This window comes from Dictyobacter halimunensis (assembly GCF_036245075.1).
Genome location: NZ_BSRI01000001.1, coordinates 3344113 through 3360046, shown reverse-complemented (window position 1 = coordinate 3360046; position 15934 = coordinate 3344113). Strand labels below are relative to the sequence as shown.

Sequence of the window (15934 nt, the reverse complement as noted above, 5' to 3'; positions counted from 1 at the left end):
TGCAATTCCAGGCCAGGAGAAAGAGCGATATGTTGTTGTCCCGCTTTGAATGATCCCATGAAGTGGAAAAGTCAGTTCTTCATGATTTCAAACTGCATTGGACTGAGATAGCCCAATGTGGAATGCTTGCGCACTCGATTGTAGTACACTTCGATGTACTCGAAAATGGCCAGACGTGTTTCCTCATGGGTCACAAAGTGTGCCCGTGAGGTACATTCTCGCTTGAGGGTTCCAAAGAACCGCTCCATGACTGCATTGTCCCAGCAATTGCCTTTCCGACTCATGCTGATCTGAAAGTCGAGACCTTTGAGCAAGGCTTGGTACGCCTGGCTGGTATATTGGCAACCACGGTCTGAATGATGCAGCAGCCCTGCTGCAGGCTTGCGGTGGGTGACCGCCATGGTTACTGCTTGCTCCACGAGCACCTCATCTTGTCTGTGGTTCATCGCCCACCCGACAACGCGTCGAGAGAAGAGATCAAGCACCACCGCCAAATACATCCGGCTACTCCCTGTCGGAATGTACGTAATGTCAGCAACCCACTTTTCGTTAGGTCGCTGCGCCAGAAAGGCACGGTCAAGCACGTTTTCCGCAGGAACTGCGGCTGGGTCTGCTCGTGTGGTCATCACGCGATGGGTCGTGTGATGGGCTGCCAGTTGTGCCTGCTTCATGAGGCGTACGACGCGTTTACGCCCGACATGAATGCCTTCATCACGCAGTTGTGCATGGATCCGTGGGCTGCCGTAGCGCCCTTGGTGCTGGCGATAGATGTTCACAATCTGTTCGGTAATGGTGCCATCTTCTTGCTCTCTGGCCGAGGCAGGACGTTTCCTCCAGGCGTAGAACCCACCAACCGAGACCGAGAGCACGCGGCACATGAGGCGGACCTCAAAGTGGCCTCGATGGAGCTCGATAAAGTGGAAACGGTCTTCTACCGGTGCGAGAAGATGGCGAGCGCCTTTTTTAAGACATCACGCTCCTGTCTTAAGATCTCGTTTTCTCGGCGTAAGCGGCGCATCTCCTCCGCTTCTGGCTGCAGATGTCCACTCCCGATAAACGCTCGTTCTCCGTTGGCTGCCAATTCTGAGCACCAGCGGCTCAGCGTGCTCATCGCTATTCCCAGGTCTTCTGCCACTTGCCTTTGTGATTTTTCACTCGTTTGTACCAATCGCACTGCCTCTTGCTTAAAGGCTTTGTCGTATGTCTGTCCCGTTGCCATGATTTCCTCACTCCTTCTCCGACTCTCCATGTTCAGTTTATTGAGTCATCCAAACCGGGACAATTACAATATGAAGATAACAAAGGAAGATTGTTGTGAGGCAATGCATAAGCTCTCTCCAGCGATATGTAACATTTTCTCTGGTCCAGAGACAAGAAGGGAGTACGAAAAAATCTACTCTTCCATCCATTCTGGATTCTATCATAACGAAGGAGAATACAATGAAAAGCGTGTTTTCATTTATCGAGCGTATTGCGCCTTACTTTTTGCGCTTCAGCCTGGCTCTTGTTCTTCTCTGGATAGGAGCGCTGAAGTTCGTCGATCCTACACCAATCAGAATGTTGCTTCACGCGTCGCTCCCTTTCCTGGCATTTAACTCATTTGTCTACGTGCTTGGAGCACTCGAAATCATTGCCGCCTTCCTCCTCTTTGCGGGGGTCTGGTTGCGTTACGTTGGTCTGCTGTGCCTGATCCTGTTTGCCGGGACCCTGTTCATCTTCCTGACGACGCCCGGGGTGACCGGCTTCCCCGCGCTTAACCTGGCGGGACAGTTCCTACTGAAGGACGTGGTTCTGGCCGCCGCCGCTACTAGCATCGCAGCGATGGACGCGGCCCGACAAACCAGTAAACAGCCCATGGTTCAGGTAGCCTCAATGGCTGGCAAGCGATAGCCAGGCTATGTTGAGCGCTGGCCTTAAAAGGGATTATCGTATGAATACATATGTACGGCGAGGCTTGATCGGTTTACTGGCCGGCGCCTTGAGCGGAGTCATCCTGGTGCTGACGCTTCCTGTTCATCTCGCCGGCCTTCTGGCGGGCGTAGTCGTGGGCATCTGCTTTGCCATGGCCTTTCGTCCCGCGTCCCAGGCATACGCGCCGAGCGCGATGAAGGCGGCCGCGTTTGGTATTCTGCTCTGGGTAGGTGTCAGTGTCATCTTTCTGCCTCTCCTGTCAGGTCAGCCACCGCAATGGACGGCGCAAGGAATGCGCCTGCTCTTCCCCGCGCTGGTGGGTTGGGTCCTCTATGGCGCCAGCCTGGGACTGCTTGTCCAGGGCATAAGTGATCTCACAGCGCGGCTCCTGGGGCCGGAATACGAGCCACCTGAGCCAGAACGAGTCATCAGGACACGCATCGTCATCGTCGGAGGAGGCTTTGCGGGGATGAGCACGGTCGAACGCCTGGAGCGGCTGTTTGCTTCCGATCCAACGGTTTCGCTCACGCTGATCAGTGATTCAAACTCGCTGCTGTTCACACCGATGCTTGCGGAGGTCGCCGGGGGCAGCCTGGAACCGATGCACATTTGCACTCCGCTACGTACCAGTCTGCGACGCACGCATATCGTGTACGGCCAGGTCGAGTGTATTGATGTGGAGCAGAAACGGCTGCTCTTATCGCCCGAACCACCTTATATATCTCATCCGAGCGAGATATGCTTCGATCACCTGGTGCTCGCGGTGGGCAGTGTCTCCAATTACCTGGGACTCAAAGGGATTGAGGAAGCCGCCTTGAACTTTAAGTCCCTGACCGATGTCATGCGTATTCGCTGGCATGTGCTCACCATGCTCGAACTGGCCGACCGTGAGCCCGATCCAGCACAGCGACGTGCCATGCTCACCTTTGTGATCGCCGGCGCGGGCTTCGCCGGCGCGGAACTGGCCGGCGCATTGAATGACTTCGTACGTGGCGCGCTCTCCTCGTATCCCACGCTGGTACCCAATGAGGTCACCGTGATGGTGATCCATTCACGCGATCACATTTTGCCGGAGCTAAGCCGCTCGCTGGCAGAGTATGCGCTTGAACGCATGCGGGTTCGTGGAGTCACATTCAAGCTGAATACGCGCCTGGTCGAGGCGCAAGAAGGCATGATTCGGCTCCAGCCGCAGGAAGAAGTGCGGGCTGAGACGCTGATCTGGACAGCGGGAGTCAAACCCCACCCGCTCGTGCAGACGCTGGCAGCGGCGCATGATGCACGAGGGGCAATACTTGTGGACCCCTACCTGGCCGTCCCCGGCCTGGATGGTATCTGGGCCCTGGGCGATTGTGCCTTGGTCACGGATGCGAAAACGGGTCAGCCCTGTCCTCCGACGGCCCAGTTTGCGCTGCGCGAGGCACACACGCTCGCCGACAACCTATATGCCAGCGTCCATCATCGCCCACGCAAACCCTTTCATTTTGACGCCTTCGGACTGCTATGCGTCGTTGGCCATCAGACAGCGTGCGCTGAAATCAAGGGGCTGCGCTTCTCCGGTTTCTTTGCCTGGGTCCTATGGCGAGGGATCTACCTCTCCAAGCTTCCCGGCTTAGAACGCAAGCTGCGCGTCCTCAGCGACTGGATAACCGCATTGTTTTTCCCCGGCGACATTGCCCAGACGCTAGAACGCAACGATCGCCGTCAGTTCAGTGGACCACACCAGGAAAAGGCATCACTGGGTGAGAAACGGAAAGAGAGGTAGCTATGCGTTTCTCCCTGTCACGAACAATCATCACCGGTGTAGTGGTAGGAGGTATCGGAGGAGCCTTGCTGGCCCGGATCCCCTCATCATCGCTCTCGCCACTTCTGGGTGCGCTCCTGGGGGCCTTGTACGGACTGCTCTTCGGCTGGCTCATAGCCAGGCACATCACCTCTGCCGGCTCAGGGCTCATCTGGGGCCTGAGCTCTGCCTTCTTGCTCTGGCTGGCGATCCCGACCGGACTGCTTCCACTGCTCCGGGGGGCGGGACGTATGGGGATGCTCAACGAGGCGCGCGCGCACGTTCCCGAACTGGTGGCCTATCTCCTCTTCCTGGGCTTTCCTCTGGGGTTCGTCAGCGGACTGCTCAAGATGAAAGCGGATGCGTGGGACAGGATGTCTTCATTTACATTTCTGCGTGCCGTCACTATTGGAGGGCTGGCAGGGCTGATCGGTGGGTGGGCCTTTAGTGCCTGGTTTGCTCAGAACAACGCCTTTGTACTGATCGCGGGCATCATCAACTCCGACTCCTCAGCCGTCGGGATACTGGTGCATTACCTGATCGCGGCCATCATCGGTGCCAGTTTTGGCCTGTTGTTTCAAAAGGATATCCATGGCACGGGCTCAAGCATCTGCTGGGGATTGGCCTACGGACTCTTCTGGTGGTTTCTGGGGCCACTCACTCTCCTGCCTCTCCTGCTCCACCAGCCCATTGACTGGTCGTACCTGCATGGAAGTGCCCTGTTCGGCTCGCTCATCGGTCACGCGATCTACGGGATGTTGTTAGGCTGGATCTATGCCTGGGGAAATCGCCTGTGGATAGGATTGTTCATCGAATCCGATCCTATCCAGCGCCAGGCGGAGGGGCCTGGCATCGTGACCTTGCGCTCACTGGCGTGGGGGGCGCTTGCCAGCGTCCTGGGAGGACTGCTCTTTAGTGGCATTACGGTGGCGACAGGAGTGTTCCCACAGATGGCATCACTCCTGAGAGGGTCATCACCTCTCGCCAGCTTCGCGGCCTACCTGATCATAGGCGTCTTGATCGGCATGAGTTACGGGCTCTTCTTTCACCATGAGTCACCTGATGCGGGCTCAAGTATGGCCTGGGGCATGCTGTACGGGCTGGCATGGTGGTTCCTGGGCCCTTTGACGCTCATGCCCATTCTGTTTGGTCATCCCGTCACCTGGACCATACAGGCCGCCGATCAGCTCCTGCCCTCGTTACCCGCTCATTTGATCTATGGAACTGTGACGGGCCTGGTCTTTTTCTGGTTAGAAAACCACCATGCACAACGGCTGCTCCTGAGTCATCGCGTCGCGGGACATGAACAGCGCCCGCGTCGGTCATCGGGAGCCCCTGCGCCCGCGCTCTGGCTGGTTGTGCTCGGCCTGGGCGTGGTATTACCGGTTATGCTGGGATAGGCGGTGTGATCTGTGAGAGAAGCCAAAGGCAGAAGGAGCTTCAGTCCTGCTTCCACTGCCGAAATACCTGCACCAGTTCCGCTTTTGTCGCGGGGAAAACGGGTTCCAACGCCAGGTTACGCAACATGCTGATGGTCAAACGCACCTGTTCCAGATACTGCATACACCCGGGGCATTCCTCAAGATGTTGCTCAAGCTGCGCGCGCAGCTCTGATACAAGCACGCCTTCGAGATAATCGCTCACCAGCTCCACGACCTCCCGACAGGCAAGCCCCTGAGTAGAGTTCGTTTTATCTATCGCATTTTTGTTGTGCGTGGAATGCGTGGGATGTCTAAAAAATCGTTTGAACCAGTTCTCCATATTAGCTCTCTTGTTCCTCAAAGTATTGTTCCAGTGCTCGTCGAACCTTCGATCGCGCCCGGTGAAGAAGGACTCTTCTATTTGTCTCGGGAATGCCCAAAACGTTACAGATTTCTGCAGATGTCCAACCTTCGACGTCATGCAAAATGATGACCAGGCGCTGCGCAGGCGGTAAGGCATCCATGGCAGAGAGGATGCAGGCATAGGTTTCCCGCGAAAGGAGTCGCTGCTCGGGAATGCTATCCCAGTTCGCTGGCAGCGAGGCCCAGTGCCCCGGCAAGGGAGCATCCGCTGGTAAGAAACGATCAGGATCCACAGCGGGCTCATCGACGTCGATTTCCAGGGCCGCCAGGGAAGAGAACGGGACGCAGCGCTTCTCGTGACAGGCGCGTGTTTTCGCACAGTTGGTCAGAATGCGAAAGATCCAGGTCTTCAGAGAAGCGCGGGCCTCAAAGCGGTTGAGTCCCTCAAGCACGCCCATCCAGGCTTCCTGAACGACTTCTTCAGCAACAGCTCGCTCAGAAACATAGATCATGGCGAGGCGAAACATCGACGTATGATATCGTTCAATCAAGGAAACGAAAGCATCTTCGTTGCCATCGCGTAACAGTTCCAGCAAATGGAGCTCGTTCTGGCTTGCTGGCTGATTTCTTCCTTCACGCATCACCGTGTCCTTTCGCGCTGCCCAGAAACCCTGCAATGGTGTCTTGGCTTGAAGCAGAAACAACGCAGTATACCTCCCTCCCACCGTCCAATCAAGCTAAACGAAAGGGTGTAGTATGATAGAAATGGATAGATCTGTGCGCTCATCGTATCGATACCGCTAGGATGCTAGAAACGTCTGTCTTCCAGGATGTTGGCCATACAACTGCGTCGGAAGGTCCGAGGAGAGAGAACATGAGTAACGTACCCATCGCCGACTATGCCTTGTTGTCAGACTGTCGCTCAGCCGCGCTGGCCTAGCTCCACAGATCACTTCCAATGGCATATATGCGATGATAGCCCGCGATCTGGGTAAACTCCTCAGGGATGGTCCGCTTCTGCGCCGATGTGGCCAGCCAATAGTGAGGCAATAGTTATCTGAGCACGCTTCTCATGTGGTATCAAGGTCGCTGCAGAACTTCTCAAAAGTCGACTCCTCGTGAAAGAATCCACGCACTCGATTATCTCGCTGCTCGATACCGCTCAGTCGCTTTGAGCTTTCCGTTCGCTGGTAGGCAAGGGGCTTTGACATCCTTGAAGACACTGCGGTAATGGGGCATGTGAAATAACTTACCAGTCAGTACATCGCGCTTGTTGGCGGTCAGCAGGCGAAAAACGCCAACGGCACATAGGGCCCCGGCCACAGGCGCCAGCCAATAGAGCCACTGATCCTGCCAGAACCAGGAAACGAAGGCAGGACCAAAACTGCGTGCTGGATTGAGGCTGGTGCCTGAGACAGGGGCGCCCAACCAGACCAGCACCGCGACCAGTATCCAGACCATAAAAGGAGTCCAGCGCATCAGGCGGTGATGACTGACAAAGAGAAAGATAAAGAATACCAGCAGAAAGGTCATCCCAACCTCCATGAGAAAGACAAACCAGAGAGGATATCCTGCTCCTGGCACTGTTCGGCCCACTCCCGCACGATATGCATGCTCACCCCAGGCCAGGACGACCAGGGCACTTCCTATGATCGCACCCAGAAACTGCCCCAACAGATACCCTGCCAGGTCAGAATGGTGCATCTTCCCCTGGAGCCAGAAGGCAAGCGAGACGGCCGGGTTGATGTGTCCTCCACTCAGCATGCCCGGCGGTGACAGCGCGACCAGGGCACCTCCGCCAGCAAACAGAAGTCCAGTGATCAGCAGACGCAGGCCCTGGTTGGGGAGCAGATGCACAAGGGGAAAACTTGTATCGAAATCAAAGATTCCGGCGCTGATACCGAAGAAAAGGAGAAATGCCGTTCCCAAAAGTTCAGCTCCGTATTCAGGCCAGTGAAGATGTGTCCACCACTTATGCTGCCGCATCATGCTCTCCCTTCTTTAACAGACAATCAACGCAGGACGACGTTCTCTTCCCTTACCCCTGCCTGTGAAATGGCCCAGGCCGCATTAATCAGTCCGATATGACTGAATGCTTGCGGGAAATTTCCGAGCAGTTCATTGCTCACAGGATCGACTTCCTCGGCCAGCAAGCCGACATCATTGACATACGTCAGTGCCTGCTCAAATGTTTTTCGAGCTCGCCCGACTTCTCCAGCTAATGCCTGTGCGTGAGCTAGCCAGAATGTGCAGAGCAGGAAGGTTCCTTCTTCGCCACCCAGACCATCCGAGGCCCGATAGCGATACACCAGACCGTGCTCATCAGTGAGCCGCTCGGCAATCGCATCAATGGTGGAGCGCATACGAGGATCGGTCGCGGGCAAAAAGTCGACGATTGGCATCATCAGTACAGAGGCATCCAAACTATCAGAGCCAAATGCCTGTGTGAATGCACCGGCTTTCTCACTCCATCCGCGCGTGAGGATCGCATCACGGATGTTCTGACGTATCTTCTTCCATCCTTCAATCCGACCATTCGCACCCAGGATATCAGCAAGTTCAATGGCGCAGTCAAGCGCCTTCCAGCACATCAGCTTCGAATAGAGAAAATCCTGGGGCGCTCCACGTACTTCCCAGATCCCCTGATCTTGTTCCTGCCAGTGGGTAGCCGCAGCATCAGCAACTTCGATCAAGAAATTACGGGAGACATCATCTAATCCGCTCACCTGGTCACGTAGACGACGAACTGCATTGAGAAGCTCTCCATAGACATCGAGCTGGCGTTGTTCCCATGCTCCATTGCCAACGCGCACTGGTCGGCTATTGCGCCATCCTTCCAGATGTGGAAGCTGGCGTTCACTTAAATCATGCTCTCCGCCGACACCAAACATAATCTGTAGTGCAACGCCTCGCCGAATCTGGGTCGCAGCGGCACCAGCCATCCAGGAAAAGAACCAGTGAGCCTCGTCGGGACACGCGGCAATCCAAAGCGCCTCCAGGGTCAGGCAGGCATCACGAATCCAGGTATAGCGATAGTCCCAGTTGCGTCCTTCCCCAACGGCTTCCGGCAAAGATGTGGTCGCGGCCGCCACTATAGCGCCGGTAGGGCGAAACATGAGCGCCTGAAGCACACAACCACTATGATGAACATGCTCACGCCACGGCCCCTCATACTTCTGGTGCAGCACGGACCAGGTTTGCCATCCCTTGATGGTGTCCTGGAGATCATCTGAGATCTCTGCCTGACGATGGACCTGGGACGTCTGCTCCCAACACATCTGATGTTGCAGCGCAAAATTCACGCGCTCTCCGGCCCGAAGTGTAATATGAGTGCGAGCAACCGAACCATCGATAGAGAGCTCTGCCGGTGTTGATAATACCAGCACATCGGCACCACCACGCGCAAGGATGCCTCCCTGTATGGGTCGCAAGAGAGGAAAAATGAGCCCGTACTCAAAGCGAGGAGCGTACTCGATGCTGATATCGACTGTGCCGCTCTCACATGCCAGTGAGCGCAGCACAATACCCGGTGAATTAACACCCAGATCATGACCACGCTCGTTGCGTCCCATTGCCATGGCATCAAGCAGCACCGCGTGTCCGGTTCGTGTGCGCATGGTGGTCTCGAGCACCATCGTGCCTGTAAGGTAACGACGGCTCACATTCACTTCCCCATCCACACTGATTGACCAGTGTCCTGCCTGTTCACCCAGCAAACGAGCAAAAACCGATGGACCATCGAAACGTGGAAAACAGAGCCAATCTATAGAGCCCCCTCGACTCACCAGTGTGGCCGAACGACAATCCGATAGCAGCGCATAATCGGCTATAGGCACGTTACTCATGATCTTCCTCCTGCTCTTTTGCCACCTCGACATATACTTTGATAGCGTCTTTGTCTTCTATCAGGTGGCACAACATATCCTCATAATTTTCCAGCCCCTGTATTCGTGTCGTGAGCAGGTTATTGAGCCAACCAGGATAAAAAGCCTCTGCCTTCACCAGATCATCTACGCCGCTGACAAAATCCGTGCGTGAGGCATTCACGGTTCCAACCATCACCTTATTGCCAAGCACAAAGCCCTGGTTGATCTTGTCCGTATTAATCTCGACTTTCTTCGTCCCACCGGTGACACTTGAGAGCACCAGCACGCCATTCTTCCCCAGTGCCTCGGCTGCCTGAAAAACCAGCGGACTAAAACCAGACGCTTCAAAGATGATATCAAAGGGACCATACATCTCGCTGGCCTCGCTCAATGAGACTTGCTGTGAGCATATATAACGTGCACCAAGCGTGATGAGCAGGTCACTATTGCGATAAGGAGGTAGCCGTCGTGAGTAACAGGTCACTTCCAGACCCCGCAGGCGCATCGCCATTGTAGCTAATAGACCTATCGTTCCAGCCCCTACAACTGCCGCATGCTGTGGTTGCCAGACTTTGAGACGCCTCTGAATCTCATAAGCCTGGTTGAGTCCTTTTTCAGCGACGGTCAGTGGCTCTAACAAGACGCCGACCTGCCGTAAGCTAGCGGGGAGAGGAACAATATACGCTGCATCCTCGATATAATACTCGGTGAGATACCCATGGCATAGATTGATACCGCGCTCATAATACACACTATCAGTGGTCATATCCTGAAGGCCAATGGTGTCGTAGAGACTGTGGCCAGGCCGTCGGACAGTCGCGACAACATAGGTGCCAGGCTTGACCGTACTGGGCACATTTGGGCCGACCTCTACAACCTGACCAAAGTTTTCATGCCCGGTGATAAGAAATTGCTGGCCTTCAGGCGCATGGCCATATTCGGCCGCGTTAATCTCTTTGTCCGTTCCATCAACTCCAACGCGTAATATCTTGACAAGAACACCTCGCCCACCAGGAATATCCTTCACATCAGGCTTTGGCACATCCTCAAGGTGCATGGTATGAGGTTGACCGGGGTAGACTGCTATGGCTTTCATTGTCTGTCCTTTCTTTCACTCTGTGTTCACGACACTTCCTGGATTATGCTTGCCTGCTCTTTGCTCGCGTGGCGTGGCGAATTTGTTACAGCTGCCATCAACAAGGGAGATTTTCCCCGAGCACATCACACAGTAGAGCCAGTTGGTTGTGTTGCAAAAAGAAGGAGGGGAATGATAAGCTTGGGCTTATTTCGAAGATCGTGAGGAATCCCCAGTATGGATGTGTCTGCTCCTTTCAAATGGCGTCATTGCGAGGCCGAGATTATTTTGCTGTGCGTCCGTTGGTAGCTGCGCTATGCGCTCAGCTATCGAGACCTGGAAGAAATCATGGCGGAGCGAGGACTCTGGGTGGACCACACGACGATGTATCGCTGGGTCCAGCGCTATGCCCCCGAGTTGGAGAGGCGCTGCCGGCCTCATCTCAAGACGACCAATGATTCGTGGCCGTGGATGAGACGTATGTCAAAATCAAGGGGATTTGGACGTACCTCTATCGTGCAGTGGACGCACAAGGAAATACCCTGGAGTTCTTGCTGAGCGCAACTCGCGATGCCCCAGCTGCGACGCGCTTTTTCGTGAAAACGCTGGCTGCGAGCCATACTGTGACTCCCCGTGTGATCACCGTCGACAAAAATGCGGCCTACCCCAAAGCCTTCTGCGAGTTGAAAGGAGAAAGGACGCTTGTCGTATCTTGTGAACTTCGACAGAGCAAATACCTGAACAACCTGGTCGAACAAGACCATCGGTTCATCAAACGACTGGTCAAACCAGGCATGGGCTTCTTTTCGTTCGCGACGGCTTGGCGAACATGGCAGGGATACGAAGTCATAAACATGATGCGAAAAGGACAGATGCAAGGAGTGAGCAAAGGAGATAATCTAAGGCAAGCGGCGTTCATCGCAAAACTGTTCGGAGTGGCCATCTAAACCTAGCAGAAGGACGACGAAACTCCGTCCTTTGTGTTCCCCTTCGGTTTTTTGCAACACAGCCGAAGAGGGAGGGGGCACGCCACGTCAAATACAGGCCCGTTGTCACTGTTGCCTCATACAGCCGTTGCTTTACCACCATCGAATGCTGGAAAGCGCCTCGGGAGCGATGCGCGTCATCCGATGGCTTCTTGCTGCTCTCTTTGACAAAGCAACAGTTAGGCCGTATACTTGGTACGGTGAAGACAAGAAGACCTCGTTGGAACAAACACGTAGTCCCATTTTTTATCTCGGTGTCATACCCCATAAAGGAGCGGACTATGTCCACGCAGAACAAACCGAGCATTGTGTTCGTCCACGGGCTTTGGGCCGACGGTTCTTGCTTTAGCAAAATGATCCCCACGCTTCAGGCGGAGGGCCACGAGGTGGTGTCCACCCAGAACAGCCTCGACTCACTCGAAGGCGATGTCGCCGCAGTCAGGCGCGCTCTCTCGCGGGTCAGCAGCCCGGTCATCCTCGTCGGCCACTCGCAGGGCGGAACCATCATCACAGCCGCGGGAACCGATGACCGCGTCACCGGGCTGGTCTACATCGCCGCACTCGCCCCGGACGAGAGCGAGACGGCGCAGAGCCTACAGGCCCAGTTCCCTGTCACGGACGTTTTCGCCCATATCGAGATCGCGGACGGGCGCGTCTGGTTGCTTCCGGAAGGCATCGGGTGCTTCGCGGGAGACCTGTCCGAGCAGGAGCAGAAGCTCGTCTGGGCGACCCAGGGCGTGCCGGTCGCAGACCTGTTCAACCAGAAGGTTGAAGGCGTCGCCTGGAAGTCGAAGCCGAGCTGGTACATCGTCGCTAAGAACGACCGCACCGTCAATCCGGAGCTGGAACGCTTCGTGGCGAAGCGGATGGGTGCCACCACCTATGAGGTAGACAGCAGCCACGTTCCCATGCTCTCCAACCCCAGCCTCGTGATCGACGTGATCCGTACCGCTGCGAACTCCGTTCAAGTATCCCCGACAGCGTAAAGCGCGTCGGGGATCTTGGCAGCGGGCGAAAGGCGTGATGAAGGACACCACGGCCTCGACCAGAGCAGTGATGCTGCTCGTTTGCTTGCATCCCTCTCTTTTCGAGATGCGCCTCGGCGGAAATTTCCTGTCCATTCCGCTGTGAATTTACAACCGTCGAGTGCCATGAACCGGATCTCATGCCATGCTCTAGCGACGATGGCTCACTGTTGCTCACCATTGGATTGTATTGTGGAGACCTTGCACGAGAAACATCGTCTTTCTTTCTGCATGTATGGTATGGTGAGGGTGGTTACAAAGAGACCCTGGAGTTCTTCACCAGGATCTCTTTTTTGCTGGTGGGTGCTCGCACATATGGCCTGCTTGGAACATCCAACCAGGCCATGCCTCTGCCTCGCTCCCAACACGTCGACGCCGAGCTCCAGCGCATCGTTACCCACGTCCTCACGTCTTTCCCAGATGGCATCATCCACACCGCCCAGTTGGCTACCTTCCTGCACGCCCACGTGGAGCCATAACGGCCAGCATCCTCTCACACGGTAGTGAGCAGGACCGGCACGGTGACCGGTCCTGCTCACCTTGTTCCCCTCTCACGTAGTGTTCACAAATTCATCTCACATATTGTTCAAAGAATGACACAAGGAGGCTGGCACCGTCAATTCCATTTTTCTTTGGGTGGCTTTTTCCGTCGCTGTTTGAGCGCTCCTGCTCCTGCCTCAACCTGCTTCCATCCTCTCCCCATGCGCTTTCCCTCCCGGTTCTCCTCCTCCCTCTTTCTCCCCAGGCCACCACGAAAAAACGTGATCATGTATTTTTCGCATGTACACCCAATCACTCTTGGCCCAAATTACCAATAAGGTTCTTGACAAGCAAGCAGTAATCAGTTATAAGATTGAAGAACATTCAGTTAGACCCTGTTTCTTTTTCTGCGGCATTCCTGGCGTCATTTTGGTATCAAAGAAAGGAACCTCGTATGCTCTGCAAACTGGCAACGCGGCGTGCTTTCCTGGCGGCATCAGGTCTGGCTGTCATGGGCATAACCGGTCTTTCCTCCTCTCCCACAGCTCCGACCCTCTACGCTACCCCGGCAGGAGGAAGAGCACCGGAGACGAGCAGCCCTCCCACTGCCACGCAAACCGTCCCTACCGCTCAGCAAGCATTGCAACAGTTGCTCGATGGAAACCGCCGTTTTGAGCGCGGTGAGACCGCCGCACTGCGCCAAGCCATTGCGCAGAAACAGACGCCATTGGCCATCGTCTTCAGTTGTGCTGACTCACGTGTACCACCTGAACTGGTGTTCGATCAGCATTTAGGCGATCTCTTCACAATCCGCACCGCTGGTCAGGTCATAGATGATGCAGCGCTTGGCACCATTGAGTACGGCATTGCAGAACTCGCCATCCCTCTCCTGGTGGTGCTTGGGCATGAACGCTGTGGGGCAGTACAGGCTGCCCTTGAAGCCGTTGATCACCACGCAGTCGCGCCGGGTCACATCCAGTATCTTGTTGACTACATTCGCCCTTCTGTCCTCAAGGCACAGGGCCAGGGAAATGCTCGCCTCTCCAGCGCAATCCACAATAACATCGTGTACACGGTGCATGCGCTCTCTTCGCGCTCAACAATCATCGGCGCAGCAGTCCAGACAGGCACATTGACCATCGTTGGTGGCGACTACGACCTCGACGCAGGAACAGTGCGCATCATTTTAAGCTCCATAAAGCGGTGAAATGTACGCGGCGAGGCTGTGTTGCAAAAAACCGAAGGGGAACATAATTAGCCTGTCACACAACGTTTGCAACAGAAACAAAGATCTGTTATCCTTGAGCTTGGAAGAACAAACCGAGAGCAAGGAGAAAGCCATGCAGGAACGCCCACACAAACATGAAGTTGCTTTAACTGAGGAACAGCGCCACGTGCTCCACCAGTTCATCTCGAAAGGCAAGGCCCCCGCCCGCAAACTGGCGCATGCTCGCGTCTTACTCAAAATCGATCGGAGCGCCCCAGGTCCGCGCTGGACCGATGAACACGTCGCCGAGGCATTCGAGATGAGCCGCTATACAGTGATCCGGATCCGCGAACGTTTCGTGACCAACGGTCTGGAGGATGCGCTGAGCCATCGGCCTCACACGCAAACGCGAGCCCGCACCCTGGATGGAGAGCAAGAAGCCCATCTCATTGCGCTCTCCTGCAGTCCCTGTCCTGAGGGGCAAATCCGCTGGACGCTGCGCCTGCTGGCTCATCACATGGTGGAGTTGGGCTACGTGGAGCAGGTGAGCTACGAAACCGTGCGACGCACGCTCAAAAAAACGAGCGCAAGCCGTGGTTAAAGCAGTGCTGGTGCATTCCCCCTCATTGCGATGCGCGATTCGTCTGGCACATGGAAGATGTGCTGGAAGTGTACACCCGGCCGTATGACGAACGCTTTCCTCAAATCTGTATGGATGAATCAGGCAGGCAACTGATTGCCGAGAAGCAGGAAGGACGCCCCATGCAACCAGGACAGCCGGAACGCTACGATTACAGCTATGCACAGGGACCCATGCTCAACCTCTTCCTGGCGTGCGAACCGCTCGCCGGCACACGGATCGTGAAGGTGACCGAGCAGAAAACGAGCAAGGATTGGGCCCACTTCATGCAAGAAGTGATTGATGTCCACTACCCCCATGCCGAGAAAATTGTGCTGGTCATGGATAACCTGGCAACCCATTCTCCAGCCGCTTTTTACCATACCTTCCCGCCCGCCGAAGCGCGCCGCTTGGCCTCCAAACTGGAGATCCATCACACGCCACTGCATGGGAGTTGGCTGAACATGGCCGAGATCGAATTCGCTGCCCTGGCTCGCCAGTGCCTCGCCCGCCGCATGGCCACGATGGAAGAACTGGAACACCAGATCGCGTGTTGGCAAAAACAGCGCAACGCGGCTGTAACCACGGTCAATTGGCGCTTCACCACCACAGATGCGCGCATCAAGCTCAAGCGGCTCTATCCCTCTTTGAAAGCCACAACCACCGATTCCGAGCCCGTAGATGTTGCAAACAAAGTGTGACAGACTAATTATCATTCCCCTCCTTCTTTTTGCAACACAACCACATCAACAAGCCCCATCGGCCAGGGGAGCCAGGCAATTACGTATGTGCCCAATGCCGTACCAAGCGGCGCTGGTACGCAGGGACTCACATCGCTTGGCACCGCCGGACACGCGATGCATCTCTCGCTCGTACTGTTTCCGCATGGACCTCTGGCAGGGTCATCGGTGCAGCTCGGAGGAATAAACGCAGGTCATGGGCGTAGGATTTCACGGTGTTGGCGGGCACCAATCGCTGGCGCAGGCTGGCGACGAAGGCTTCGACGGCATCAGCAGTCAATGGCGGTTGATCTGGCATCGTGTGTTCTCTCTCTGTTTGTAGTGAGTACCATATAACTACGAAAACTGCCTCTTCTGGACAGGAGTAACAAGGAACGATGAATGGGCTACAGAAGCCGATTGATTCCTTGTCGATCCCTTCCATTTTGCTTGATCGTACCATATAATAAGAGTTATATGGT

General features: G+C 55.4%; 14 protein-coding genes and 1 pseudogene. 8 read left to right on the top strand and 7 right to left on the bottom strand.

Features of this window, described 5'->3' with window-relative positions:
- Positions 1-71: 71 nt before the first annotated feature.
- A protein-coding gene (locus tag AABA21_RS13745) for an IS3 family transposase (RefSeq protein WP_420917081.1) occupies positions 72-1249 on the bottom strand; the annotation gives its coding sequence in 2 pieces (ribosomal slippage) (positions 72-956 and positions 959-1249; 1176 coding nt in all).
- Positions 1250-1440: 191 nt separating this feature from the next.
- Here AABA21_RS13745 and AABA21_RS13740 point away from each other — a divergent pair.
- From AABA21_RS13740 to AABA21_RS13730, 3 genes are read left to right on the top strand one after another with little or no spacing between them, the layout of a single operon-like run.
- Positions 1441-1890, top strand: coding sequence for a DUF417 family protein (locus AABA21_RS13740; protein WP_338250866.1), 450 nt, complete (start codon positions 1441-1443; stop codon positions 1888-1890).
- A gap of 40 nt (positions 1891-1930) precedes the next feature.
- Entirely contained in the window at positions 1931-3673 is a 1743-nt protein-coding gene (locus AABA21_RS13735; RefSeq protein ID WP_338250864.1) for an FAD-dependent oxidoreductase, read from the top strand.
- A 2-nt stretch (positions 3674-3675) separates the two neighbouring features.
- Positions 3676-5091 carry a hypothetical protein gene (locus tag AABA21_RS13730; RefSeq protein ID WP_338250862.1) on the top strand — a complete coding sequence of 472 codons (1416 nt, stop codon included), beginning with the start codon at positions 3676-3678 and terminating at the stop codon, positions 5089-5091.
- A 40-nt stretch (positions 5092-5131) separates the two neighbouring features.
- Here AABA21_RS13730 and AABA21_RS13725 read toward each other — a convergent pair whose 3' ends face one another.
- The 5 genes from AABA21_RS13725 to AABA21_RS13705 all read right to left on the bottom strand — a co-directional run bounded on the left by AABA21_RS13725 (position 5132) and on the right by AABA21_RS13705 (position 10437).
- Entirely contained in the window at positions 5132-5452 is a 321-nt protein-coding gene (locus tag AABA21_RS13725; protein WP_338250860.1) for an anti-sigma factor family protein, read from the bottom strand.
- Between the two features lies 1 nt (position 5453).
- Positions 5454-6116 carry an RNA polymerase sigma factor gene (locus tag AABA21_RS13720; RefSeq protein ID WP_338250858.1) on the bottom strand — a complete coding sequence of 221 codons (663 nt, stop codon included), beginning with the start codon at positions 6114-6116 and terminating at the stop codon, positions 5454-5456.
- A 499-nt stretch (positions 6117-6615) separates the two neighbouring features.
- Complete coding sequence (locus AABA21_RS13715) at positions 6616-7464, bottom strand: MIP/aquaporin family protein (protein WP_338250856.1); 849 nt, start codon at positions 7462-7464, stop codon at positions 6616-6618.
- 23 nt (positions 7465-7487) lie between these two features.
- Positions 7488-9320, bottom strand: a complete 1833-nt coding sequence (locus tag AABA21_RS13710) for a glycoside hydrolase family 15 protein (RefSeq protein ID WP_338250854.1) — start codon at positions 9318-9320, stop codon at positions 7488-7490.
- Complete coding sequence (locus tag AABA21_RS13705) at positions 9313-10437, bottom strand: glucose 1-dehydrogenase (protein ID WP_338250853.1); 1125 nt, start codon at positions 10435-10437, stop codon at positions 9313-9315. The genes AABA21_RS13710 and AABA21_RS13705 overlap by 8 nt, the downstream gene beginning before the upstream one ends.
- 216 nt (positions 10438-10653) lie before the next feature.
- Between AABA21_RS13705 and AABA21_RS13700 the strand changes: the two are divergent.
- From AABA21_RS13700 to AABA21_RS13680, 5 genes and pseudogenes are all read left to right on the top strand, one after another.
- Positions 10654-11363, top strand: a pseudogene (locus tag AABA21_RS13700) (IS6 family transposase).
- A 320-nt stretch (positions 11364-11683) separates the two neighbouring features.
- A complete protein-coding gene (locus AABA21_RS13695) occupies positions 11684-12388 on the top strand; it encodes an alpha/beta fold hydrolase (RefSeq protein ID WP_338250850.1) in 705 nt (234 codons plus the stop codon).
- A 179-nt stretch (positions 12389-12567) separates the two neighbouring features.
- Positions 12568-12906: a hypothetical protein gene (locus AABA21_RS13690; protein WP_338250849.1), complete on the top strand. Its 339-nt coding sequence runs from the start codon at positions 12568-12570 to the stop codon at positions 12904-12906.
- 455 nt (positions 12907-13361) lie between these two features.
- On the top strand, positions 13362-14114 hold the full coding sequence (locus AABA21_RS13685) for a carbonic anhydrase (RefSeq protein ID WP_338250847.1): 753 nt from the start codon (positions 13362-13364) through the stop codon (positions 14112-14114).
- A gap of 133 nt (positions 14115-14247) precedes the next feature.
- Positions 14248-15434 (top strand): IS630 family transposase gene (locus AABA21_RS13680; RefSeq protein ID WP_338250845.1). Its coding sequence is split into 2 segments (ribosomal slippage): positions 14248-14698 and positions 14698-15434, totalling 1188 coding nucleotides; the frame shifts between segments, so codons are not numbered across the junction.
- A gap of 127 nt (positions 15435-15561) precedes the next feature.
- Here the strand turns inward: AABA21_RS13680 and AABA21_RS13675 are convergent.
- Complete coding sequence (locus tag AABA21_RS13675; RefSeq protein ID WP_338250843.1) at positions 15562-15771, bottom strand: hypothetical protein; 210 nt, start codon at positions 15769-15771, stop codon at positions 15562-15564.
- Positions 15772-15934: the final 163 nt, after the last annotated feature.

Bases quoted from the DNA above. Each gene is read 5' to 3' on its own strand.
- AABA21_RS13715 (WP_338250856.1), bottom strand. From the start codon at position 7,464: ATGATGCGGCAGCATAAGTGGTGGACACATCTTCACTGGCCTGAATAC.
- AABA21_RS13720 (WP_338250858.1), bottom strand. From the start codon at position 6,116: ATGCGTGAAGGAAGAAATCAGCCAGCAAGCCAGAACGAGCTCCATTTG.
- AABA21_RS13710 (WP_338250854.1), bottom strand. From the start codon at position 9,320: ATGAGTAACGTGCCTATAGCCGATTATGCGCTGCTATCGGATTGTCGT.
- AABA21_RS13730 (WP_338250862.1), top strand. From the start codon at position 3,676: ATGCGTTTCTCCCTGTCACGAACAATCATCACCGGTGTAGTGGTAGGA.
- AABA21_RS13685 (WP_338250847.1), top strand. From the start codon at position 13,362: ATGCTCTGCAAACTGGCAACGCGGCGTGCTTTCCTGGCGGCATCAGGT.
- AABA21_RS13740 (WP_338250866.1), top strand. From the start codon at position 1,441: ATGAAAAGCGTGTTTTCATTTATCGAGCGTATTGCGCCTTACTTTTTG.
- AABA21_RS13725 (WP_338250860.1), bottom strand. From the start codon at position 5,452: ATGGAGAACTGGTTCAAACGATTTTTTAGACATCCCACGCATTCCACG.
- AABA21_RS13705 (WP_338250853.1), bottom strand. From the start codon at position 10,437: ATGAAAGCCATAGCAGTCTACCCCGGTCAACCTCATACCATGCACCTT.
- AABA21_RS13690 (WP_338250849.1), top strand. From the start codon at position 12,568: ATGCCATGCTCTAGCGACGATGGCTCACTGTTGCTCACCATTGGATTG.
- AABA21_RS13735 (WP_338250864.1), top strand. From the start codon at position 1,931: ATGAATACATATGTACGGCGAGGCTTGATCGGTTTACTGGCCGGCGCC.
- AABA21_RS13695 (WP_338250850.1), top strand. From the start codon at position 11,684: ATGTCCACGCAGAACAAACCGAGCATTGTGTTCGTCCACGGGCTTTGG.
- AABA21_RS13675 (WP_338250843.1), bottom strand. From the start codon at position 15,771: ATGCCAGATCAACCGCCATTGACTGCTGATGCCGTCGAAGCCTTCGTC.